Raw genomic sequence first — 22,315 nt, forward strand, 5'->3', positions numbered from 1 at the left:
AGGCAACCCATCGGCAGTATGTAACTGCATAATGATTTCTAGGTGACGCGGATTTCCCCTACCACCCTTAAAAAAGTCAATATTTTTCAGGAAATAATAAAATCAGCAATGAGGAAGGTGTTGGGGGCTCAGTGGTTGCCCAATATAAAGTAAAAGATAAAAAGCAGGAATGTTACCGACATCAGGATGAGGACGATATTGCCTGCCGAAAGGCCGGCGGCGGGTCCGTCGTGCGTATTTTTTCGCGTGTCGCGGTCGCCCATGATGTCGAGCGAACTCATAATACGGCCCCAGATCGAGTTTACATCCTGACCGGAAAGGCCGTCGGGCTTCCAGTCGGAGGCGATCAGCACCAGTTCGCGGGCTTTGGCCACGGTATCTTTCTGCGCGGGGTATTTAAGGATCCAGTTTTCCCAAAAAGAGCGGATAGGCGGATCATCAGGAAACCGTACCCATCTTATGAAGAGGTTTTCCATCGCCAACTCCTCAGCCGATAACTCTGAAAACGGTTTCATCGATATTAGTAGATTGAATTTCAGGGCCTATCAAACTTAAATCCGGATTTAAATCATATCCGGTATTATATGTTTGTTAAACTTTATGTCTAAAAAAGGAGGCGTTTCAGGGTTTATACTCACTTTTCAAGTCGTTAGAAAATTTTTTCAAAAAAAGCCATCCTGTACTGTGGGGTACCTCGAAATTTGGAATATGCAGAGACGTAGTGACTTAATTTCAAAGCAACTGTGTACCTTTGCGGCAAATTTCATGATGATATAGTACCAAAACAGACACAATGACCTCGCATCAAATACGTCAGGCTTTTCTTGATTTTTTCCGCAGCAAAGAGCATTTAATAGTACCCTCGGCGCCTCTGGTAGCCAAGAACGACCCCACGCTGATGTTCAACAACTCGGGGATGGCGCAGTTCAAGGACTTTTTCCTCGGTAACGGCACGCCTCCGTCGCGCCGGATCGCCGACACCCAGAAATGCTTGCGCGTGTCAGGAAAGCATAACGACCTCGAAGATGTGGGTTTTGATACCTATCACCACACGATGTTCGAAATGCTCGGTAACTGGTCGTTTGGTGATTATTTCAAAAAAGAAGCGATCTCCTGGGCGTGGGAACTGCTGACCGAAGTTTACAAACTGCCGAAAGACAGATTATATGTCTCTGTATTTGAAGGAAATGAAGCCGACGGCGTGCCTTTCGACCAGGAAGCCTGGGACCTTTGGAAGGGTATTGTGGGCGAAGACCGCATTATCCTCGGTAATAAAAAGGACAACTTCTGGGAAATGGGCGATACCGGTCCGTGCGGCCCTTGCTCCGAAATCCATGTCGACCTGCGTACACCGGCAGAAGTAGCCGAAGTGTCGGGTAAATCGCTCGTGAACAACGACCACCCGCAGGTTGTCGAAATCTGGAACCTGGTATTCATGCAGTTCGAGCGTAAGGCCGACGGCTCGCTGATCCCTCTCCCATCGACGCACGTCGATACCGGAATGGGCTTCGAGCGCCTTTGCATGGCTATCCAGCAAAAAACATCGAACTACGATACCGACGTTTTCCAAAACACCATTCAAGTACTGGAAACGCTTTCGGGCAAAAAATACGGGCAGAACGACGAGCCGTTCGCCGACATCGCGATGCGCGTCATCTCCGACCACATTCGTGCCGTTTCGTTCGCCATTACCGATGGCCAGTTGCCTTCGAATGTAAAAGCGGGTTATGTGATCCGCCGCATTCTCCGTCGCGCGGTACGTTACGGGTACTCCTACCTGGGCTTCCAGGAGCCGTTCTTCCACAAGCTCGTGCCGGTACTGGCCGAGCAGTTCAAGGATGTATTTACCGAATTGAAAGACCAGGAAGAGTTTGTAACCCGCGTGATTTTGGAAGAAGAAAAGAGCTTCCTGCGCACGCTGGAATCGGGTTTGAAAAGGCTCGACAGCATTACCTCCGGCCTGAAAGAGAAAGGGATCAATACGATCCCCGGCGACGAGGTGTTCGAATTGAGCGACACTTTCGGCTTTCCGGTGGACCTTACCGCGTTGATCGCCCGCGAGAAAAGCTTCCAGATCGACGAAACCGGTTACCAGGATGCATTGGCAGAGCAGAAAAAGCGCTCCCGCCAGGATGCCGCCAAAGAGGCAACCGACTGGATCGAGCTTCGCGAGTACGACGGCGTGGAATTCCTCGGCTATGATTTCGAAGAAACACACAGCCACATTGTGAAATACCGCAAGGTAAAAACCAAAACCGGCGAAGAATACCATATTGTGCTCGACCGTACGCCTTTCTATGCTGAAATGGGGGGTCAAGTGGGCGACACCGGCGTGCTCGTGCTGGGCAGTTCCGGCGATGCGAAAACGGTGAATATTGTTGATACGAAAAAAGAGAACGATCTTTTCGTTCATATTTCCCGTGACAAGAACCTCGACGAGGCATTGTCGGGAGCAGGCATTATCACTGCCAAAATCGACATCGATCGTCGTAATAAAATCAAAGCTAACCACACGGCTACGCACCTTATGCTCTCGTCCATGCGCGAGGTGCTGGGTACGCACGTGAGCCAGAAAGGTTCGTTCCTGAACGACGAAGTATTGCGTTTCGACTTCGCGCACTTCTCAAAAGTAACCGACGAGGAACTGCGGAAAATCGAAGACCGCGTGAACGAAAAGGTCCGCGAGAACATCGCATTGGATGAAAGAAGGAATGTACCCATTCAGCAGGCGCTGGATGCAGGCGCGACAGCTACTTTCGGAGAGAAATACGGCGATTTCGTACGTCTGATCATCTTCGATCCGAAGTTCTCTTTCGAGCTTTGCGGGGGTACGCACGTGCCTTCCACGGGTGAGATCGGCGTGTTCAAATTCATTTCCGAAGGTTCGGTATCGGCCGGTGTACGACGTGTGGAAGCGGTAACGGGCGAGAAGGCATTGGAACTGATGCGCCAGCAGGAAGAGACTTTGAACAAAATTAAAGACCTGCTCAAAGGTCCGACCGACCTCATCAAAGCGGTTGAAAGCCTGATCGACGAGCGTTCGACATTACAGAAAAGGATTGCTGCGCTCGAAAACGAGAAGATCCAGGCGTTAAAAACCACATTGGTGGAAAACATGGAAACCCACAGCACTTTTAACCTGATCGTGCAGAAAGTGGACGTTCCAAGCGCGGATTCATTGAAACAACTCTCCTACGAGCTCCGCGACCAGGTCGAGAACCTGATCGCCGTATTTGGTGCCGAAATTGGCGGAAAGCCGCAGCTTTCGGTATTTATTGCGGAGAACCTCGTGCAGGAAACCGGACTGAATGCGGGCAAAATCGTGAAAGACCTCGCGAAAGATATCCGCGGCGGCGGCGGCGGCCAACCATTCTTCGCCACAGCGGGCGGTTCCGATGCGAGCGGGCTGGATACGGCACTGGAAAAAGCCAAAGGCCTTTTTTAATCAGCATTACTACTTATCAGCTCATAACAAAAGAGCGGCGTCCTCACGGAGCCGCTCTTGTTTTTTGCACGGAATGTGCAGAATCAGTGGGTTATTCCTCAGCTTTCAACTGACCTCTGATCTCGCCGTTCGGATGCCTGGCCGTGTGAATGTTCACGTAATACAAACCAGCTTTCAAATCGGCCACTTGTGCCTCGGTAAGGGTGTCTTTAAATGCGAAGGGTGTTTTGAAATCGGTACCGAAGTCGATTACCACCGCACCTGTCGAATCCGGCGATGCCTTGTGGATGTGCCAGGCCGTTGGTGTGAATACCGAGTCGGCCGACGCCGAATCCGCCGCCGCGGAATCGCTGTAAACGATGTTAAGGCTCAAAATCCTCGACTCCTGGTCTAATGTACCATCTACTGAACCGGTAGCTGTTGATGGATTAGCGGGTACTTCGTTTGCACCGGACAGTGTTGTGGACACTTTCAGCTCGGGCAATACGGGAGTTGGGTCTGTCGGATCGTCATCGTCATTACATGCTGCCACCATCCCGGCGATCACAAACACACCCATGAATGCTAATTTTCTCATAATGCTTCGTTTTGGTAAATAAATTGGTTTGACCGCCGCCTGGTAAAATTATGGTTCCCGCCGGAACATAGTTTACACAAAACACTCATCTTCAATTATTTACAAAACAAGCCTAAAAATCAGAAATTGGGGAAAAGCCCCTACCCTTTGCTGAATATTACAACAATCACAGTGCATTGACCGGCTTCTGCCCGTCCCGCGAGTGGAATTTCCATCGGTTATGCGACCAAAGCCAAAGCTCAGGCTGGCGTTCGATGGTGTTTTCCAGGGCTTTATAATAATGTTCCATTATCCCTGCCTCGCCCAGCTCGCGCGCCTGCGAAGTGATAAGCCGGAACCTGAAATGGTAAGAATTCCGCTCCTTTTTGGTCACATCCAGGTACACCACCGCACAGTCGCGCTGCACGGCAATACGTGCCGCGCCCGATTGCACGAAAGTTTTCCGGTTCATGAAATTGAGGTAGTACTTCCCCGATTCCGGCGGGCGCTGGTCGGCGATGGTGACGAATATGGCCGACGACTCCGCATTCCAGCCCAACGTCCGTCGATACCATTCCGATTTCGGGATTAGTACTGCACCAAAACGGCCCCGCAGTTTCAGTAGCCAGCCATTGAGCCATTTATTGGAGACTGGTGAATATGCAGCCAATACCTGATAATCGGTTTGCAGCGGCAGCGACAGCAAATATTCCCAGCTGCCATAATGCGAGGCCATGAGGACGATGTTCTTTTTCTCGCGCAAGAGCCGGTCGATCAGCGCTGTGTTCTCGTAATTGACCAGTTTTCCGAGACTACCCCGTGCTACGCCGCCGATCATGAACGGCTCGACGACCAGGTCGGCGAGGTGGCGGAAATAGGCGGTGACCATTTGCCGGATCTCCTTTTCCGAACGCGTCGGAAAGCAGCGGGCCATATTCAGCAGCACCATATTGCGCCGGTAGGGCCAGAGTTTGAAAAGAACCAGGAAAATCAGGTCCGACAGGGAGCGCCAGCCCCATAGGGCCAGCCTGAACCGGAGTGCCTGCATCAGAATAGGTATTGCAAACCTGCGTTGAATCCTACGAAAAGTCCCTGGAAGTCTTTGGAGCTGTTGTTCTTCCAGATGTATTTTTTGACGAAATCATAATCATTCTCCCGATCATAAGATACATAGTTGAGCGTCGGCCCGGCGAACGCTTCAAAGCGGTTACCCAGTTTCAATGCAGGAAGGATTCGGAGCGAATTCTTGTTATAACTGCCTCCGTGAAAATCGGTAAGCGTGGTGCCCACGGCTTCCAAATTAATGCGCAGGCTGCTGGCTAAGGGAATATGCGCACCCAGACCACCCTCCGCTGCATACATGGCTTTCGGGTTGTCCTTGAAATTATATCCTATACCCGCGATCCCGTACAGCACGCGCCCTCCTGAACGGAAGGAAACAATACCGGTCATCGTCTCGTCGATAGTCACCGCTACCGATTTTTCGCCGTTTTTGATGAAGTTGAAGATCGCGATCGGATAATCGCTGCTGTCGGCGATATTAATGAAACCGGCCAGCTGAATGCCTTTCACTTTCCTGGCGACGTTGGCGAAACCTGCCACTTGCGCATTCACGTCCCTACCTTTATTCAGGAAGCCGGCGAGCTGCAAGCCTTTCGCATCCTTTTTGGCAATATTCGCAAAACCAGCCACTTGTGCCGCGCCCGAAGACTCCGCGAGATTTAAAAAGCCCGCTACCTGTGCCCCTTGTGCTTCACCGCCGGTAATGTTCGAAAAACCCGCCAACTGGGCGCCTTTCGCTTCGCCACCGATCACATTAGCCACGCCCGAGATCTGTGCGCCGCTCGCCGAACCTCCGATCACATTCGCCGCACCGGCCAACTGAACCCCGCTCACATTTTGCTTCACCACGTTGGCAACACCTGCGATGGACGCGCCGGTTTCGGCTTTCGAAAGTCCGGCAATGGCGTGTAATGAAAACCGGTTGGTAATGGAAGCGGCCTGTTTACCATTGGAACTTACCGGATAAATAAAACCGATGTGCACGGCGGCGGAGCTGTCGCGCTGGGCGATGGCAACTGCCGTACTGGTAATCAATAGTATAATGACGATGAGTAAACGGGATGGATTAAAAAGCAAATTTTTCATGGGTAATGCATTTAAAATGAATGTCTGATGCATATGCTACCCGGTTTCATTGCAGGCCTTCAAATCAATCGCCGGTAGCCATATACACCATTTCGACAACCTGGGTGCCGCTTACCCTAATTTTTTTCGAAAAATAAATCAGTTCGAATAGTCCGATAGGTTACTTAGTAAATATATATCTACAAACTAGATACACGCTCGATATGATTTAGTAGAAATAATTTTATTAATTTTTCTAGCATTCTTTAAATATTTATATACATTTAGTTCATTATCACATTACTCACAATTTTCCGCTTATACTTAATCTTTATCACTATGATGAAACGTTATCTGCTTTTTTGCCAGTTGGCATTGCTTCCAACATTAGCCGCGCAGGCACAGTTTACGGCCGGAACCGACGGGTTCTTTGTTTCACAGAACACACAGGTGTTTATCGACAGTCTCACATTACTGCCGACCGTCGATTTTACCCTCACGTCGCAAACGCTTACGATTTCTCCCACGCCGATTCCGGGCACGCCTCCCAGTATCGCCAGGGTGTACAGTCTGACTACGCCGGTCAATTTCACGGGTGTGGCGGGCTTCTTTTACCGCGCCTCGGAGCTTAACGGGAACAACGAAAGCACGTTGCAGCTTAACCACGGCAACGCCAGCTACGTGTCGACCACCGGAAGTACCGTGAACATCGGCCAGCATTACATTTCGAACACGCTGCCGCTTACCAACTTCACGTCGCTTACCGCCGCACAGGAGAATGCGCTGCCTGTCAAACTGGTTGATTTTCAGCTAAAACGAATGGAGAACGCCACGATACTTTACTGGCAGACTTCCGAAGAAACGAACAGTAATTTCTTCGAAATTCAGCAAAGTGAGGATGCCAAAAGGTGGAGTGTGCTGGGCAAGATCGACGCGGCTAACGAGAGCAATTCCAAAAGGGATTACTCGTTCGACGATGCGGCGGAACGGTATGGCACCCAGTATTACAGGCTGAGAATGGTGGATCTCGACGGCAGCTTTGCTTACAGCAAAATCCAGTCGATCCGGCTCGGGTCTGCCGGGTTAATCAGCGCCTACCCTAACCCCGTGGTGGATAAGCTCCTGATCGGCTCCAAAGAAGTGCTTGCAAGTGTGAAAATGACCGATCTGACCGGTCGCCAGTTTCTGGAACTTTCCAAACCTAAACCGGGCCAGGAGGTTAGCTTGAAAAACTACCCTGCCGGCACCTATCTGGTTAAGGTTGAGACAACCAGCGGCAAGACACAGGTCATCAAAATCATTAAACAATAAGCAGCGCACCTCATGAAAAGACCTCTAACTTTTACCGCTTTTGTATTCCCCCGGGTTTTAAAGGGGACATTGCTCGCCGCGTTGCTGGCACTATCCGCATTGGTAACCCATGCTCAGGTGGGTGTCGGAACAATCACCCCGGACGGCAGCTCTCAGCTGGACATCCAATCGACTTCAAAAGGGGTATTGATTCCGCGCATGCTCGATACCGACCGTGCAGCTATACTTACTCCGGCCACCGGCTTGCTCGTGTACCAAACCAACGGTGACGCGGGTTTCTGGTACTACACCGGTTCGCAATGGGTTCCCTTGAAAACTCCTCCGGCTGTCGCAAATCCAACCATTATTCCTTACGCTTCCGGCACACCTGTCGTGCTGACCACCCTTCTCGGCGGACTAGTGGGAACAACATCGGTAGTGGGATTCGGCTCCAACGCTGCGGGAATTACCTTAATCGGTGGCACGATCGACGCTACATCGCTTACGAACATGGCGTTTTCGGTACCGCGCGACGGGACAATAACATCCATGTCAGGCTTTTTCAGCAACACGGTGGCATTGAGCCTGATAGGAGCAACAGCGACGATACAGGCCCAGCTATATTCAGCGCCACCGACCAGCAATGTATTTTCAGCCGTTCCGGGAGCCATAGTCACACTGGCGCCAGGTTTCACAGGCCTCGTAGCAATCGGGACAATCGCTTCCGGGTTAACCAGCGGCCTTTCCATACCTGTTACCGCAGGTACCCGGTTGCTCCTGGTTTATTCAGCATCAGCACCCGGGTCTTTTATCGCAAATAGTATCGCCGGCTATGCGAGTGCAGGTGTAGGCATCAACTAGCGGGCCCTTCGACAACAATAAATCTCTATTCCAATGAAAAAGAGCTATCAATTATTACTTACAGGGCTGCTATTGCTGCTCACCATTGCAGTACAGGCCCAGGTGGGCGTCGGAACGACTTCTCCGGACGCCACCGCACAGCTTGACGTCCAATCGACTTCGAAAGGTCTTTTGATCCCGCGTATGACGGATACCGAACGGACAGGCATTGCGAGTCCGGCTACGGGTTTGCTGGTTTATCAAACCAATGGTACTGCCGGGTTTTACTTTTTTGATGGAACCACCTGGCAACCATTCATGTATGGCGTTCCTGTGCCTCCTGTCGCTCCCGCCGGTTTCACTGCCACGCTGTCCTCGTTGTCCGTTAATGCGAACAGCGCGATTACCGGATATAACACGTTGTATGCCGACGGATCAGGCTTGAATGCCGCAACCGGAACCTACACAGTTCCAACTACGGGCAGGTACCGGGTTTCCGCCACGGTCAACTATACGACTACGGCTGCTATTTCGATAGCCCTCGGAGCCAGTGTAGACCCGCGGATAGCACTTCGGGTCAACAACGTTGAGACGCTGTCAGGGCTTTTCCCCATCCTGAACGTCAATGTTATCCTTGTACTGACATTACGTGCGATTTTGGGTAGTGGTACCGTTGTAGTTGCTGGTGATCTTCCACTGAACGCCGGTGATGTCCTGGATCTTCAATATGTAGCGGACGGACTGACCCTTAACCTCAATTTGGGCGGTGCGGGCACAACGAATGGCATCGTTTGGTCGGTAAGGAAACTGTAATACGTTTTTAGTGAAAAACATAAAATCGGGTGCGTCACCAAATGACGCACCCGATTTTGCATTTATAACTTCCCGTACCGCCAGCTGATCCCGGCCTGCCAGCCGATCCACGACGAAACTTTTTGGCTTCTGAGGTCGATCTTCGGGTAACCGGATGGTGGAAATTGCTTGTATCCTTTTTTGGTTTCGATGCCGTCGTGGTCGTAGATCGAGTAAGAAGGCCCCCCGAACAGCATGAAATGTCTGCTCAATTTGTAGGTTGCGGCGATTTGCAGACGGTAGAGGGACGGCATTTTGTCCCAATCGCCCAGGTAAATGTTTTGATTAAGTATCTCCACAAAAAAGCCGGCCTTTTTGAATGGGAAAAACTCACGGCCGAAACCGGCGCCGAAAGTTTGTACTTTTTTATTACCATTAATACCGGTTCCGGCCATCAGCAGGCTGTAAAATTTGTGCGTACCCATCTTCCAGGCCACATTCAGCGGCGCAATATCGGTTGCATACACCGAAATATTGGAAGTGCTTTTCCTGACAATATTAAACAAACCGATACTGGCGCCGGATGAGCTGTCGGCGATGTTGACAATGCCTATTTGCACGCCGCGCATTCTTTTAGCATAATTGAACGGGGCGAGTTGAACACCTCTGATATTCCGGGCCATATTCAGCCCGCCGGAAATCTGTGTTGCACGAACCGAGTCGCGTGCGTTGTTTGCAGCGCCGGCAATTTGCACACCCTCAAACACCCCGCGTACCTGATTGTAGCCCCCGGATATCTGCGCACCGTGGCCCCCGTTACGGATCAAGCCGATCGCGCCCGTGATCTGCGCTCCCGCAATGCCACCTCCCGCCCGGCTCAGGAACCCGCTCACCTGTACGCCGTCGACGCGTTTGCGCACCATACTGCTGAAACCGGAGATTTGTACCCCATGCAACGAATCGAGCACATTATTACTGAAACCGGCTATCTGCACACCGTTCACATGCCCGGACACCACATTGAAAGCCCCCGCAAGCTGCACATAACGAACATTTTCTTTTGAAATATTAAAACCACCCGCTATTTCGACCCCATTCACACCGGCAGTATACCCGCCCGCGACATTCAGTGAAAACTTGTTGACCACCTGCCCGCTCATGCGCCCGTGCGTACCCAACCCGGGCGTAAGCGACGCCTGGTAAGGCAATGACACAAAAAACCGCCCGATATTCCGGCTTTGCGCACGAAGCCGCTGTGAAAGGAATAACCTGCCCAGCCAGGTCGATTCTCCTTCCGAATAGCGCACGATCAGCGGATCGAGGTCCACGGCTTTGGGTTGAATGCGCATGGTCCGCGCCGACTCCTCGGTGCTGTTGATCACCATCGTCGTATCGCCATACCCTACCTTACTGACGGTGAGATAAATAGGAAACGCCCTTTCCTTAATACGCAGCCGGAAACCGCCATCATCTTCCGAAAGCGTCGACACGAGCAGTTGCCGCGAGTACACACTCGCATAATCGACCGGTTTCCCCGTTTCGTCGTCGAGAATGAGGCCGCTGACATGGAATGACTTCTCCCTCGCCACCGGAAGGATGATCAGGTAATCGCCCTTCTCTTTGTATTGAAATCTATTGTAAAAAAGCTGGTCGAGCACCTGCCGCACCGGTTGCCGGGTAGCAGTGATGGTCACCAGACTGTCGCCTGCGATGAGATTGCTGTTATACGAAAAATAGAACTTTCCCTGCTCGCTCATAGATTTCAAAACAGCAGAAACCGGCTGCCCCTTTACGGAGATATCAACCGGTTTATTCAGAATCTGCTGCGCAAAACTCACGCACGGGACCATTACCAATATCACAGCGAGCCTTAAAACAATACGGAATATAGAATTCTGATTCATCCCGAAAGATAAGGCTATTTCAAAATGATCTGGCCGCCGTGGTGTTCAACTTTGAGAGAAAGGGTTTCGCTAACCACGCTGAGGATATTTTCGAGCGAATTCTGGTCAAAGGTGGTATTGATAGGCATATTTCTCAACCGCTCGTTACCGATCACAATATCCGCTTCGTAGGCCTCATTCAGGATTTCGACCAGGCGCCAGAGCGGGGTGCCGTCGCAAAACAGCCTGCGGGTGCGGTAGTAATTATGGAATTCGTCGACGGTAATGCCTTTGCTAAGTTTAGAGTTCGCTTTCACCACAATAGCTTCCTCTCGTGGCGTGATGCGTACCCGCTGCGTGTCCCTGGAAACTTCCACAATGCCCGTTTCCACGATCACTTCCGTTTTCTCCGCATTGTCTTTTACATTAAATGAAGTACCCACCACTTTCACCGTCACGTCATTCACCGCGATCAGGAACGGTTTCGATTTGTCGGGTTTTACATCGAAAAATGCCTCGCCTGTAAGCCTTACCTCACGTGTTTTTCCCTTGAAATCCTGCGGATAGCTGATGCTCGATTTCCGGTTGAGGGTTACGACCGAGCCGTCGGGTAGCGTATCGGTAAGTGTCTGCATTCCCGAGCTGACCGTCAGCATTTCGTTCGGGGAACTGCGCGTCGCGAAGATGTAGCTCAGCCAGCCTACGCCGGCCGTCATGAGCACCATCGCCACCATACGCAATATCCTGAATACCGGTTTGGTGTACATCGGTATCACCTCCGGCTCGCGTTCCTTAGCTACCGTCCGTGCCCTGAACCGCTCCCAGGCAGCATTTTCGTCCACGGTACTCGTGCGGGCGAGCCGTTTGCTCTCGTTCCAGATGAGTTCGAAATGTTCGAAATACCGCTGGTTATCGTCGTCGTCGAGGAGCCATTGTTTGATCTCGATCTGCTCCGCTACGCTGGCTTCGTCGAGCATCGACTTCACCAGCAACTCATCTATGTTCGGGTTTTGTTCTGTTTTCATGACTGATCAGCTGAGGAAAAAAAGTAAAAAGGACGCCGGGAGAAAATCGGCTAGTTTAACGCGCAACAGCCGCAATGCCTTACCCATCTGGTTTTCCACCGTTTTTACCGGCAGTTGCAGGCGGTCGGCGATTTCCTGGTATTTCAATTCTTCGAACCGGCTCATCTGGAAAATCGTCCGGCATTTCTCGGGCAATTCGCGCAATGCAATGTCGAGGCGCGTTTCGAGCTCCGACAGTTCGAGGGCTTGCGAGGCGCTGGCGCTCTGCTGTTCCTGTTGCAGCGTGTAGTCGCGGTGTGCTTCCCGCACTTTCAGGTGTTTGAGATAGTTCAGGCTCTCGTGGTACACCGACCGGTAAAGGTACCCGCTGACCGACTCGCGGATATCGATATGGTCCGTTTTTTCCCACAACCTGCAAAACACATTCTGGACCATCTCTTCGGCCATGATATCGTCCCTCAAAATGGTGCAGGCGTAGGCGTGCAGTCCTTTGAAATGTTTCTTGAAAACTTTCTCAAACTCCGATTCCCTGTCCCTGCTCAAAACCGTTACGTGGTCATCCGCTAAGGCTGCATTCATTGCACCGACTGGTTTATGTAAAAAATAAGCGCCCGACTCGGGTTGTACGATATATTGACAACCGGTCGGGCGCTTACCCTAAATTTCCCCGAAAAAATATTCGGTGCTATGTCTTCGACTTGTTACTTTTTCTTTGCCGCCTTGGTCGTGTCGGCTTTGTTTGTTTTATAACGCTTATCGGGCGTACCGTCTTTTTTGAGGTGTTTATTTTCCTTGTAACGCTTATCCGGCGTGCCGTCCTTTTTCAGTTTCGCTTCGGTCTTCTGCTTTTCTGCCGTAGTCTGTGCAAAAATCGGCGTCGCCACCGCCATCAGGGCCAGCAACATCCATGCTTTCAGGTTTTTCATAGTTGACAGTATTAATGTGAGTGATAGTTTAAAGTGAGGCTAAGTTACAATTCCTCAGGGAAATGCAAGAATTCTGCTTCTCCATAAAGTGAAATTTAATTGCAGTTTAATACTACTACAAGCTGTTACTTTTTCGTGAAGCACTCGTATCAAGGAGAATGTTAAACTTAAACATTCTTCGAAATGAAAAATCAGAAAATTATTGTAAATGAGCAGGAGATTAGCGTATTGAACCGCGAGAATGGCGACTTTATTTCACTGACCGACATTGCACGGCAAAAAAACACCGCTACGGGTCTCGTGATCTCGCACTGGCTTAGTACCAGGTTTACTATCGAATTCATCGGACTTTGGGAGCAGCTACACAACCCAGGTTTTAATATTACCGAATTCGGTAACATTAAAAATGGAGCCGGAAGTAACAGCTACGTACTTACCTCCAAACAATGGATCGAGAAAACCAATGCGATTGGGTTGATAGCGAAGACGGGTCGATACAATGGCGGCACTTTCGCACACCGGGACATTGCCTTCGAGTTCGCGTCCTGGATTTCTCCTTCCTTTAAACTCTACCTGATCAAAGAATTCCAGCGGTTAAAAGACGAAGAAAACAACCGCCTGCAACTCGACTGGGACCTACGGCGCAGCTTGGCCAAGATCAACTACACCATTCAAACCGACGCTATCAAAGAAAATTTGGTCCCCAAAGTACTCGATCCGATCATCATAAGTAAGATTTACGCCGAAGAAGCCGACATTCTGAACCTCGCGTTATTCGGTATGACCGCCCAGGAATGGGTGAAACTTAATCCCAAACGCGGAAACCTCCGCGACTCGGCGACGATGGAACAGCTTGTGGTGCTTTCAAATCTGGAAAGTATCAATGCAATGTTAATCGGTCAGGGCAGGCAGGCCACGGAGCGGGCGATAGAGCTCAACCGGATCGCGATTATTCAGATGAGGTCGCTGGTAGCGAATGCTTCGTTACAAAAAGCTTTTCTGGCATTAGATCAACCAAAGTGATAGCTATTATCTTTGCATAAATAAAATTTATATAGCATTCAAAATGAACATCCAGCAACTGGAATATATCGTCGCCGTCGACAACCACCGCCATTTCATCCAGGCTGCCGAACATTGTAACGTTACGCAGCCTACGCTTTCCATGATGATCCGGAAATTGGAGGAGGAACTTTCAGTCAAAATTTTCGATCGGACAAAACAGCCTATCATACCTACAAGCGTCGGGCGCGAGATTATCGACCAGGCCAAAACAATTCTGCGCGAAACGGCGCGGATCAATGAAATTGCCAAGCATTTCAATGGGGACTTGTCGGGAGAACTGCACGTGGGCGTTATTCCTACGATCGCGCCCTACTTGCTCCCGCATTTCGTGAATCCGTTTATTTCCAACTTCCCCGATATCAAACTCCACGTCTCGGAAATGATCACGGACCGGATCATTTCTGCTTTGAAAATGGGGAACCTCGATGTCGGCATCATCGCTTCCGTATCGGAAGAAAACAGCTTGCGGGAAATCCCGCTCTACAGGGAACGGTTTTATGCCTACGTTTCCGAAAAAACAGATTTGTATTCCAAACAATACATTCTGCCCACTGACATCGAACCCAATGAACTCTGGCTCCTGGAAGAAGGCCATTGCTTCCGCACACAAATTCAGCGACTGTGCGAACTGAGCCGCAGCAGCCAGTTCGGCAGCAGTTTCAGCTACCGGTCCGGCAGCATCGAAACGCTCATCCGCATGGTCGAACGCAACGGCGGCATCACCATCCTGCCCGAAATGGCGGTCATGGAGCTATCCGAAGAACGTCAGAAGCACATCCGCCACTTCCGCTTCCCCGAGCCCGCGCGCGAGGTATGTCTGGTCGTGAACCGCGAGCAGATGAAAGCCCGGCTGATCGAGGCGTTGCGGGAAGGCATTACGGCACATTTGCCGGAGGGGATTTTGAATAAGGATGTGGAGGTGAAGGTTTTGTAAAGAAAAAAAGGGAGGTTATTGAAGAAAACCTCCCCATATAAAGCCGTCGAATCGTCTGACCGGATGCCTTCCGACCACATAAGACTCACTGATATCCAGGTTTTTCGCCAGCGATTCAGTATTCTTCAGATCAGCCTCAGTCGCAGTTTCCTTTACCTCAAAGCATTGCTTTTGATCGAGGATAAAATCAATCTCCCGACCGGTTTTCAGCTGGTAGTAAGCGACTTCTCCCCTATGAATCAACTGATTGAATACCGCATTCTCAAATTTCGAACCGCTACCCAGCTCTCCCGCCAGTGAAGCAATACCATTATCGAGGAAATAGACCTTCTTTGCCTTCACTATTTCACGGTCCGGACTATTCGCAAGCACAGGGATTGTCTTAATCAAATAGCTTTTTTCAAGCAAATCCAGATAATTCTCTACCGTCTGCCGCGCCATGCCTGTCAGGCTCGTAAGTTTTGAAATGTCCAGCTTAGTACCAATGCGTACCGAGAGCAACTTGATCAATTTGAACAAATTGGTCGGATTACGAATATCGGAAAGCATCGTAAGGTCAAAGTTGATGTAAGAACTCAGAATATCACTGATCAAGTCACGCTTATCTTCTGCCGATTCTGCCAAAACTACTTCCGGAAATCCTCCAAAATTGATGAATTCATCATAATACCCTTTCAAACGCTCATACTCGGAAGGAATGAATTTTGACGCTTTGGGAATTTCCGGCCTACTAGTATGTATTCCTTTGAATGTTAACAGCTCCCCAAAAGTCAGCGGAAATATCTCAAAGATCTTCTTCCGACCTGCCAGGGATTCCGAGAATTGGTTTTTCATATAATAGGCACTCGAACCTGTGACGATAAACTTGACGTCATAGGTGACATACAGGTATTTAAGTACGCTCGGCAAATTGGGCACCAGCTGTATTTCATCAATGCATATCAGCACTTTCTTAGAAAAGTCCGTTCCCTGCCGGCTCAGCGCCTGGACAATGGTTTCGTAATTAGGTTCGGAAAAAAGAGCGCGCACATCTATCCTCTCCAGATCAAAGTAATGCTTTTGCGGGATATCGCACTGCGCCATCAGTTGCTTCAAGAGCGTAGTCTTACCCGTCCGTCTCATTCCGGTGAGAACAGTAATCTGCCGTTTGGTAGAATGCGCAAGAAGTTTAGGATAAATGTAGCGTGTGATAAACATAGCTTTTACTATTTTCCAAGTACACTGCAAATATAGTTATACTATTTTACAAGTACGATACTAAAATAGTATAACTATATTACACCTGCACTTAAAAAAAAAGTTAAGCTATTTTACCAGCCCGTCCCCTCAGATACTCCTCCATTTGCCCCAAACTCAACGCATTAAAAGTCATATCCTTCGTCAAACCGCCCTTTCTGGCATTCGCAACTCCGTAATGCATATCGAGGTAGCCTTCCATCGCATGGGCGTCCGGGTTGATGCTGAGCATGACGCCTTTTTCCATGCAGTAAGCAATCCATCGCCAGTCGAGGTCGAGGCGCCAGGGGGAGGCATTGATTTCGATGACGACGCCATTGGCAGCACAGGCGTCGATCACCACCTGATGGTCGATCGGGTAGCCCTCGCGGGAAAGGAGCAGGCGACCGGTCGGGTGACCTAAAATGGTGGTATATGGGTTTTCGATGGCTTTGAGCAGGCGTGCGGTTGCTTTTTCGAGCGTCATCGAGAGGTTGCTATGCACGGAGGCGACGATGTAGTCGAAGGAGGCCAGCACGTCCGTCGGGTAATCGAGCGAGCCGTCGCCGAGAATATCGGATTCAATGCCTTTCAGGATCTTGAAAGGTTTTGCGGGGTTTTCGGAAGCGAAGCGAGCATTCAGCCTTGCGATTTCCTCGTGCTGACGTTCGACGTCTTCCACTTTCAGCCCTTGTGCGTAAGTGGCGGTTTGGGAATGGTCGGCGATACCGAGGTATTCGAAACCGAGTTCGCGGCAGTACAGTGCCATTTGTTCGAGGGTATGCTGTCCGTCGGAATAGGTACTGTGGTTGTGCAAAATACCTTTGAGGTCGTCCCAGGTCACAAGCTGGTCAGGCGTACGGGTCTCCGCCCATATGAGCTCCCCTGCCCCTTCGCGCATTTCGGGCACGATGTAAGGCAAGCCCGCCTTTTCATAAATAGCATGCTCGGTATCAGCGGTTTCATAGTAGGCATGCCGCCAGATCGTACTGCCCGATGTACCTGCAAGACCAAGGTGATCGGCACCGGCGGTTTCGAGGAAAAGTTCATTGACCAGCCGATCGGGTTTCGCCGCCACGATTTCAATCGCTACCGCTACGTCCTGTATATGACCGCGCCACACAAACGGCGACGATATCTTTTCGTCCTGCACCAGTAATTCAATGGCACCAATTGTATTTTGGAGAAGCGCCGGAGAATCGGTTCCGACCAGAATCCGGATGGTCTCGACTACTTCCGATTTTCTTCTTACTTCCCCCGCAGCTTCCACCTGATCGAATGTCTTCTTCAATTCATTCACGATCAATTTCGCCACGGCCTCCGCCTTATCCATGCGCAGTTTTCCTGCCTGATCTTTCAAAAATGCCAGCGAATCGAGGATTTTTTGCTGGGTATTTCCTCCGAAGCCCTTCACTTTGGCAACAGTACCATTCAAACAAGCCAGTTCCAGTTCGTGCAGGTTATCGATGCCCAATTCCTGCCACAAAACGGCGATCTTTTTCGGCCCGATCCCTTTGATATTGAACATTTCCATCACGCCCAGCGGCGTGTTCGCAATCAGTTCTTCGAGCTCCGGGAAGGTGCCGGTTTTCGCGATCTGTGCGATTTTGGTGGCCGTACTCTTCCCAACCCCCTGCAATTTGGTCAGCTCCTGCTCGGTCATGAATTGCAGTTCGCCTTCCTTGTATTTATCCAGGTAAAAAGCCGCTACGGAATATCCTTTGATTTTGAAAGGGTCGGCATTGTGCAGTTCCAGCAGCTTGGCAGTTAGTTCGAGGACTTCTACGATTTCAGAATTACTCATGGGGATCGGGATTGATGAATTCATTGCGAATTACGACGTATGGATCAGCATTTGCAAGCGCGCGGCCTGGGACGGTAACCGTTGTAGAGTAAATATTCCAGAAAAAAATATTTATAGTGATAATTGGCCCGCGCCAAATAGCCGACGCAGGCCGCATTCAAGTATATCCAACAACCATTTCAAAACTCTGACCATATTTTAAACAATGAATGTAGATCAATTGAAAAGCTACCGCGAGGAAATCCGTCAGCATTTGACCAACGAATTGCTGCCTTTTTGGGAAAATCGCGCTGTGGACAAGGAGAACGGCGGTTTTATTACCCATTTCGATAATGCAGGCAATGATTCGGGAGAGGATGAAAAGTCGCTGATCGCGCAGACCCGCACGGTTTATACTTTCTCCTCGGCGCACCGCGCGGGGTATGGAGACGGCCGTTACGCCGAAATTGCCCGGCACGGGGTGGATTTTCTGATCGACAAAATGTGGGACAACGAATTTGGCGGGTTTTACTGGCTGATGGACCGCAAGGGTAATGTCAAAATCGATGAAAAAATCGTCTACGGGCACAGTTTCGCGATTTACAGCCTGGCAGAATACACATTGGCCACCGGCGACCCGCGTGGTTTGGAGTATGCCGAAAAGGTTTTTGATTTATTACAAAAACATGGCGCGGATACCTATTATGGCGGTTACTTCGAAATGTTCCATCGCAACTGGGACTTGAAAGGCCCTGGCGCCGCAGGCGGCGACCGCAAGACGCTCGATGCGCATATGCACCTCATGGAGGCATTCACTACATTATATGAAGCTTCCGGCCAGCAGGTTCACCGCCGCAAGCTTGTGGAAATCATCAATCTGCTGCTCAACAAGATCATGCACCCGCAATACAAAACGGGTATTCCGCAGTTCTGGGAAGACTGGACCGTGGCACCACAGATCAAATTCGACATTATATGGGGCTGGGACCGTTTCTCCGAAGATGGCCTCAAAAGCGCCGCCGAAGACAATACCAGCTACGGCCACAATGTAGAGTTCGCCTGGCTGCTCATGCACGCGCTCGACATCGCGGGCATTCCTTACGACAAATACCACGACCAGCTTACCGCATCTTATGACCACGCCGTGGAGTACGGCATCGACTGGGAGTTCGGGGGCGTGTACGTGGAAGGCTCGCATGCGGGTGAGGTGTACGACCGCGAGAAGGAGTTCTGGCAGCAGGCCGAGGTAATTATCGGGATGCTCGATGCCTACCGGGTTTACGGCGATGAAAAATACCTGAAAGCCTACGACGCTACCCACCGCTTTGTGTTCGACAAAATGATCCACCATTCGGTAGGCGAATGGCTCCCGTTGCTCACGCGTCAGGGCGAACCGATCTGGAAGCATATGAGCCATTCGTGGAAGGTCAACTACCACTCGGTGCGCTCGATGGTACAGGGGATCGTGCGTTTGGATAAGCTGATCGGATAAATGTCGGCCCGGTGCGCTCAGACTGACATCTATCGCGGCGCACTAGCAACGCTTTTGGGACGTTCCGGGTAAATTTTTGCTCATTGATAATGCCAAAACCGCGTCTCAGGCCAGTTTTCGCATTGGAATGGTTCTTGAAAAAGATAATGTACAAAGCGCTTGAAAAGGCGCCATTATCAAACTCAAAAACCACACAATCATGAGCGCATTCACACAACAAGTTAAAGGCAACTGGAACGAACTCAAAGGAAAGTTCAAGCAACAATACGCTGACTTGACCGATGACGACCTGCTTTATGAAGAAGGAAAAGAAGACGAACTTCTTGGAAAAATTCAGAAGAAGATCGGCAAAACCAGAGAAGAGGTGGAAAGTGAAGTAGACAGCTGGTCGCGCTAGATCCTGAAAACAGGTCGATATAAGCCCCGGAATCATTGGTTTCGGGGCTTTTTTTGTAGTAACCGGCTGCCGGGATGCGCTTTTAACATTAAATTGCCCGCATCAAATCCTAAATCCGCTTTCAGAAATGAATCCAAATGAAATACCCGTCGGCATTGTTGGTCTTGGTCTAATGGGTTGCAGTATTGTAACCTGCCTGCTCATCGCCGGGCACCCGGTAGCGGCCGTGGCGCCCATCCCCGCTGACCTCGACCATGCCGAACGCCGCATTCGGGAGCATTTGCAAAATGCCTGGCAGAACGGCATTATCGAAAACGAGCCGGAGTACTATTTGCGGAAACTGATCATTACTGAGGATTATTCTGTGCTCTATCCCTGCAAACTCGTGAATGAATGCACGATCGAGAATATCGATGTTAAGAATGCGGTGTATCAAAAGATTGAAAAAGAAATTGCACCGGACGCGCTCCTGACCAGCAATACCTCGGCTATTCCCATCAGCCAGCTCCAAAAACTCACGCAGCATCCGTCGCGCTTCCTGGGCCTGCACTGGACAGAGCCCGCGCACACGACCCGCTTCCTGGAAATCATTTGCGGCGACGATACCGATATTCAAAATGGCGAGTACCTGTATGAACTTTCGCATTTGTGGGGCAAGGAGCCTATTCTCGTGCGGAAAGACATCGCCGGCTTTATCACCAATCGTCTCATGTACGCCATGTACCGCGAGGCCATCAGTCTGGTCGAAAATGGCTACGCCACCATCGAGGACGTCGACCGCTCGTGCCGCAACAATGCGGGTTACTTTATGACGCTCGTCGGCGTATTCCGCTGGATGGACCTCACGGGCGTTCCGGCGTACCACACCGTGATGAAAAACCTGCTTCCTACGCTCAATAACAGCACCGAAGTGCCTGAACTGATCGATAAAGTCGTGCGCGAAGGCGGCAAAGGCGTCCTCAATTCACATGGTTTTTATGAATATGAGCCCGGCGAAGCGGAGGTTTGGGAAGAGACTTTTAAGGAATTCACTTATGATATTCGCGAGTTGGCTTTGAAATATCCCGGGGATATCGTGAAACGGCGGTTGGCTGAGAAGAAAGATCAGGAATCTTCTGAAAACACCTAATCCAACTTCCCGTCCTTCAAAAAAACCGTAGTCCCCGAAACGCCGTCCGTATCTTTCAAATAAAAAAACGCATACTTGTACCCCTCTTTTGGAATGGTTTGTACGATGGTCTGCGTGTCCTCGTTGATCGTCGCGGGGCTGTGGTTCCAGGTGCGCTTCTCGTTGTCCGAGGTTATGTCGTTGGTATAGTAAAACTCGGCGGATGCTACCTGTTTGCCTGCGACGGGTTTAAGGATCACTGTCAGCTGATTTTTATCCAAACTAACCCTGCTCGCCGTTACAAATGGACGAGGGTTACCATTCAATGCACCATCGAAAAAAGTACGGATCTCGACGGGCTCCCAGCCACTCGTGTGGCTATGCGGCATGTTGGGGATGATGCAAACTTGTTTGTTTTTACTTAATTCATAAGTCTTGATGTACGGCCCCACATTGTAATGCTTGTCTTTATTTCCATTAATAAAAAACATAAAAGGCTTCGAATAAGCCAGGTAGGCTGACGGGTCGAAGAACTTCATCCAACGTGCTTTCGCGGCAGGCGACAATGCATTCAGGCTTTGCTTGAAAACATCCGATTCGTCGTAAAAGCCACATCCATAAACCGGCGCGGCGGCGATGAAACGGCTGTCGAGGCTCGCGACGAGGCAGGTCAGGTAGCCCCCCCAGCTAATGCCGGTCACGCCGGTACGCAGCGGATCGATTTCCGGAAAGCTTAGCAAAAGTGAATGCGCCAGAATGGAACTCGCAACGGCGTGATACGTCCACACATTCTTTAAATTACCCTTTTCAATATTCTGAAACTTGTTTTCACCCGATTGTTCCGGCCCGGGCTGGGCTACCTTCTGCCCGTCGGCGCCGTTACCCGATAAGTCCATTGCGATGGCCGCATAACCCTCGTTCGCCCATTTTTCCACCCATTCCCGGAATGCCTTGCCGCCACCGCCGTGGATGAGCACCATTCCGGGGAACTTCTGGTTACCTGCCGGTCGGCCGGCGATAATATCCGGGTTGGAATAGTAAGCGAATACTTCCGTCGGCTTGCCTTCGAAATCGACGCTCTTGTACAACAGCGACCGCACCTTACTGCTATCATCGAGCCAGCGGGACGGCGGGGATTTACTAAGCGCCTTCAGGTCCCACAACAGCGTATCGGTTTTGATGTGCCGGGCGTCTATCAGCCACGGTTGTTGAAATTGTGCGTGAGCGGCTCCGGCCAGCAATAGCAGTATGGCAATGATTTTTTTCACCCTGTTCATGGTTTTCATAACGCTTGAAACATTTTGATAAAAAAAGGCCAAAAACCCGATCATTTTAGTGTAAATGATGGTTCTTCTAAAAAGTCTTGACTAGTTTTGAAATACCCTTGGCAGGCTGCTCCTAAACCGGAAAACGATATTTTTTCAGTAAATCTATTCC

At 50.4% G+C, this 22,315-nt stretch carries 20 protein-coding genes; 9 read left to right on the top strand and 11 right to left on the bottom strand.

The annotated features are described in order from the left end of the window. Nucleotides 1–128 precede the first annotated feature (128 nt). Entirely contained in the window at nucleotides 129–515 is a 387-nt protein-coding gene (locus BMW93_RS24165; RefSeq protein WP_090382404.1) for a hypothetical protein, read from the bottom strand. Nucleotides 516–793: 278 nt separating this feature from the next. Here BMW93_RS24165 and alaS point away from each other — a divergent pair, with 278 nt between their 5' ends. Continuing rightward, nucleotides 794–3,445: an alanine--tRNA ligase gene (gene alaS, locus BMW93_RS24170; RefSeq protein ID WP_090382407.1), complete on the top strand. Its 2,652-nt coding sequence runs from the start codon at nucleotides 794–796 to the stop codon at nucleotides 3,443–3,445. Between the two features lie 91 nt (nucleotides 3,446–3,536). Here the strand turns inward: alaS and BMW93_RS24175 are convergent, their stop codons facing one another. The 3 genes from BMW93_RS24175 to BMW93_RS24185 all read right to left on the bottom strand — a co-directional run bounded on the left by BMW93_RS24175 (nucleotide 3,537) and on the right by BMW93_RS24185 (nucleotide 6,182). Further along, entirely contained in the window at nucleotides 3,537–4,022 is a 486-nt protein-coding gene (locus BMW93_RS24175; RefSeq protein WP_090382410.1) for a CHRD domain-containing protein, read from the bottom strand. Nucleotides 4,023–4,188: 166 nt separating this feature from the next. Further along, the gene (locus BMW93_RS24180) at nucleotides 4,189–5,049 is read right to left on the bottom strand and encodes a lysophospholipid acyltransferase family protein (protein WP_090382412.1); all 861 of its coding nucleotides are present in this window, start codon (nucleotides 5,047–5,049) and stop codon (nucleotides 4,189–4,191) included. Further along, nucleotides 5,049–6,182, bottom strand: a complete 1,134-nt coding sequence (locus tag BMW93_RS24185) for a hypothetical protein (RefSeq protein ID WP_229240767.1) — start codon at nucleotides 6,180–6,182, stop codon at nucleotides 5,049–5,051. The genes BMW93_RS24180 and BMW93_RS24185 overlap by 1 nt, the downstream gene beginning before the upstream one ends. Nucleotides 6,183–6,467: 285 nt before the next feature. Here BMW93_RS24185 and BMW93_RS24190 point away from each other — a divergent pair, with 285 nt between their 5' ends. From BMW93_RS24190 to BMW93_RS24200, 3 genes are read left to right on the top strand one after another with little or no spacing between them, the layout of a single operon-like run. Continuing rightward, nucleotides 6,468–7,439, top strand: a complete 972-nt coding sequence (locus BMW93_RS24190) for a T9SS type A sorting domain-containing protein (protein WP_090382415.1) — start codon at nucleotides 6,468–6,470, stop codon at nucleotides 7,437–7,439. A gap of 12 nt (nucleotides 7,440–7,451) precedes the next feature. After that, the gene (locus tag BMW93_RS24195) at nucleotides 7,452–8,279 is read left to right on the top strand and encodes an exosporium glycoprotein BclB-related protein (RefSeq protein ID WP_090382418.1); all 828 of its coding nucleotides are present in this window, start codon (nucleotides 7,452–7,454) and stop codon (nucleotides 8,277–8,279) included. A 33-nt stretch (nucleotides 8,280–8,312) separates the two neighbouring features. Continuing rightward, entirely contained in the window at nucleotides 8,313–9,071 is a 759-nt protein-coding gene (locus tag BMW93_RS24200) for a hypothetical protein (RefSeq protein ID WP_143061716.1), read from the top strand. A gap of 62 nt (nucleotides 9,072–9,133) precedes the next feature. Here BMW93_RS24200 and BMW93_RS24205 read toward each other — a convergent pair whose 3' ends face one another. The 4 genes from BMW93_RS24205 to BMW93_RS24220 form a co-directional block, all read right to left on the bottom strand. Further along, nucleotides 9,134–10,954 carry an STN and carboxypeptidase regulatory-like domain-containing protein gene (locus tag BMW93_RS24205; protein WP_229240769.1) on the bottom strand — a complete coding sequence of 607 codons (1,821 nt, stop codon included), beginning with the start codon at nucleotides 10,952–10,954 and terminating at the stop codon, nucleotides 9,134–9,136. A gap of 14 nt (nucleotides 10,955–10,968) precedes the next feature. Further along, nucleotides 10,969–11,958 carry a FecR family protein gene (locus tag BMW93_RS24210; RefSeq protein WP_090382422.1) on the bottom strand — a complete coding sequence of 330 codons (990 nt, stop codon included), beginning with the start codon at nucleotides 11,956–11,958 and terminating at the stop codon, nucleotides 10,969–10,971. Between the two features lie 6 nt (nucleotides 11,959–11,964). Beyond that, nucleotides 11,965–12,537, bottom strand: a complete 573-nt coding sequence (locus BMW93_RS24215) for an RNA polymerase sigma-70 factor (RefSeq protein WP_090382424.1) — start codon at nucleotides 12,535–12,537, stop codon at nucleotides 11,965–11,967. 122 nt (nucleotides 12,538–12,659) lie between these two features. Further along, complete coding sequence (locus tag BMW93_RS24220) at nucleotides 12,660–12,884, bottom strand: hypothetical protein (protein ID WP_090148710.1); 225 nt, start codon at nucleotides 12,882–12,884, stop codon at nucleotides 12,660–12,662. A 183-nt stretch (nucleotides 12,885–13,067) separates the two neighbouring features. Here BMW93_RS24220 and BMW93_RS24225 point away from each other — a divergent pair, with 183 nt between their 5' ends. Then, nucleotides 13,068–13,907, top strand: coding sequence for a KilA-N domain-containing protein (locus tag BMW93_RS24225; RefSeq protein ID WP_090382427.1), 840 nt, complete (start codon nucleotides 13,068–13,070; stop codon nucleotides 13,905–13,907). Nucleotides 13,908–13,950: 43 nt separating this feature from the next. After that, nucleotides 13,951–14,883 carry a hydrogen peroxide-inducible genes activator gene (locus tag BMW93_RS24230; RefSeq protein ID WP_090382429.1) on the top strand — a complete coding sequence of 311 codons (933 nt, stop codon included), beginning with the start codon at nucleotides 13,951–13,953 and terminating at the stop codon, nucleotides 14,881–14,883. Between the two features lie 15 nt (nucleotides 14,884–14,898). Here the strand turns inward: BMW93_RS24230 and BMW93_RS24235 are convergent, their stop codons facing one another. Both BMW93_RS24235 and BMW93_RS24240 read right to left on the bottom strand, forming a co-directional pair. Then, complete coding sequence (locus BMW93_RS24235) at nucleotides 14,899–16,080, bottom strand: ATP-binding protein (RefSeq protein WP_090382432.1); 1,182 nt, start codon at nucleotides 16,078–16,080, stop codon at nucleotides 14,899–14,901. A gap of 103 nt (nucleotides 16,081–16,183) precedes the next feature. Then, complete coding sequence (locus tag BMW93_RS24240) at nucleotides 16,184–17,902, bottom strand: DNA polymerase/3'-5' exonuclease PolX (protein WP_090382709.1); 1,719 nt, start codon at nucleotides 17,900–17,902, stop codon at nucleotides 16,184–16,186. 205 nt (nucleotides 17,903–18,107) lie between these two features. Here BMW93_RS24240 and BMW93_RS24245 point away from each other — a divergent pair, with 205 nt between their 5' ends. The 3 genes from BMW93_RS24245 (at nucleotide 18,108) to BMW93_RS24255 (ending at nucleotide 20,899) form a co-directional block, all read left to right on the top strand. Next, entirely contained in the window at nucleotides 18,108–19,373 is a 1,266-nt protein-coding gene (locus BMW93_RS24245) for an AGE family epimerase/isomerase (RefSeq protein ID WP_090382434.1), read from the top strand. Between the two features lie 199 nt (nucleotides 19,374–19,572). Then, nucleotides 19,573–19,770, top strand: coding sequence for a CsbD family protein (locus BMW93_RS24250; RefSeq protein ID WP_090382436.1), 198 nt, complete (start codon nucleotides 19,573–19,575; stop codon nucleotides 19,768–19,770). Nucleotides 19,771–19,897: 127 nt separating this feature from the next. Continuing rightward, a complete protein-coding gene (locus BMW93_RS24255) occupies nucleotides 19,898–20,899 on the top strand; it encodes a 3-hydroxyacyl-CoA dehydrogenase family protein (RefSeq protein WP_090382438.1) in 1,002 nt (333 codons plus the stop codon). On the opposite strand, the gene BMW93_RS24260 is transcribed toward BMW93_RS24255, so the two are convergent. Beyond that, entirely contained in the window at nucleotides 20,896–22,146 is a 1,251-nt protein-coding gene (locus BMW93_RS24260) for a S9 family peptidase (protein ID WP_218147730.1), read from the bottom strand. The two genes, BMW93_RS24255 and BMW93_RS24260, sit on opposite strands and share 4 nt — an antisense overlap. Nucleotides 22,147–22,315 lie beyond the last annotated feature (169 nt).

This window comes from Dyadobacter sp. SG02, from assembly GCF_900109045.1.
Classification (GTDB): domain Bacteria; phylum Bacteroidota; class Bacteroidia; order Cytophagales; family Spirosomataceae; genus Dyadobacter.

Coding starts and splice junctions, on each gene's coding strand:
- BMW93_RS24165 (WP_090382404.1), bottom strand. CDS start 515: ATGAAACCGTTTTCAGAGTTATCGGCTGAGGAGTTGGCGATGGAAAAC.
- alaS (WP_090382407.1), top strand. CDS start 794: ATGACCTCGCATCAAATACGTCAGGCTTTTCTTGATTTTTTCCGCAGC.
- BMW93_RS24175 (WP_090382410.1), bottom strand. CDS start 4,022: ATGAGAAAATTAGCATTCATGGGTGTGTTTGTGATCGCCGGGATGGTG.
- BMW93_RS24180 (WP_090382412.1), bottom strand. CDS start 5,049: ATGCAGGCACTCCGGTTCAGGCTGGCCCTATGGGGCTGGCGCTCCCTG.
- BMW93_RS24185 (WP_229240767.1), bottom strand. CDS start 6,182: ATGCATCAGACATTCATTTTAAATGCATTACCCATGAAAAATTTGCTT.
- BMW93_RS24190 (WP_090382415.1), top strand. CDS start 6,468: ATGATGAAACGTTATCTGCTTTTTTGCCAGTTGGCATTGCTTCCAACA.
- BMW93_RS24195 (WP_090382418.1), top strand. CDS start 7,452: ATGAAAAGACCTCTAACTTTTACCGCTTTTGTATTCCCCCGGGTTTTA.
- BMW93_RS24200 (WP_143061716.1), top strand. CDS start 8,313: ATGAAAAAGAGCTATCAATTATTACTTACAGGGCTGCTATTGCTGCTC.
- BMW93_RS24205 (WP_229240769.1), bottom strand. CDS start 10,954: ATGAATCAGAATTCTATATTCCGTATTGTTTTAAGGCTCGCTGTGATA.
- BMW93_RS24210 (WP_090382422.1), bottom strand. CDS start 11,958: ATGAAAACAGAACAAAACCCGAACATAGATGAGTTGCTGGTGAAGTCG.
- BMW93_RS24215 (WP_090382424.1), bottom strand. CDS start 12,537: ATGAATGCAGCCTTAGCGGATGACCACGTAACGGTTTTGAGCAGGGAC.
- BMW93_RS24220 (WP_090148710.1), bottom strand. CDS start 12,884: ATGAAAAACCTGAAAGCATGGATGTTGCTGGCCCTGATGGCGGTGGCG.
- BMW93_RS24225 (WP_090382427.1), top strand. CDS start 13,068: ATGAAAAATCAGAAAATTATTGTAAATGAGCAGGAGATTAGCGTATTG.
- BMW93_RS24230 (WP_090382429.1), top strand. CDS start 13,951: ATGAACATCCAGCAACTGGAATATATCGTCGCCGTCGACAACCACCGC.
- BMW93_RS24235 (WP_090382432.1), bottom strand. CDS start 16,080: ATGTTTATCACACGCTACATTTATCCTAAACTTCTTGCGCATTCTACC.
- BMW93_RS24240 (WP_090382709.1), bottom strand. CDS start 17,902: ATGAGTAATTCTGAAATCGTAGAAGTCCTCGAACTAACTGCCAAGCTG.
- BMW93_RS24245 (WP_090382434.1), top strand. CDS start 18,108: ATGAATGTAGATCAATTGAAAAGCTACCGCGAGGAAATCCGTCAGCAT.
- BMW93_RS24250 (WP_090382436.1), top strand. CDS start 19,573: ATGAGCGCATTCACACAACAAGTTAAAGGCAACTGGAACGAACTCAAA.
- BMW93_RS24255 (WP_090382438.1), top strand. CDS start 19,898: ATGAATCCAAATGAAATACCCGTCGGCATTGTTGGTCTTGGTCTAATG.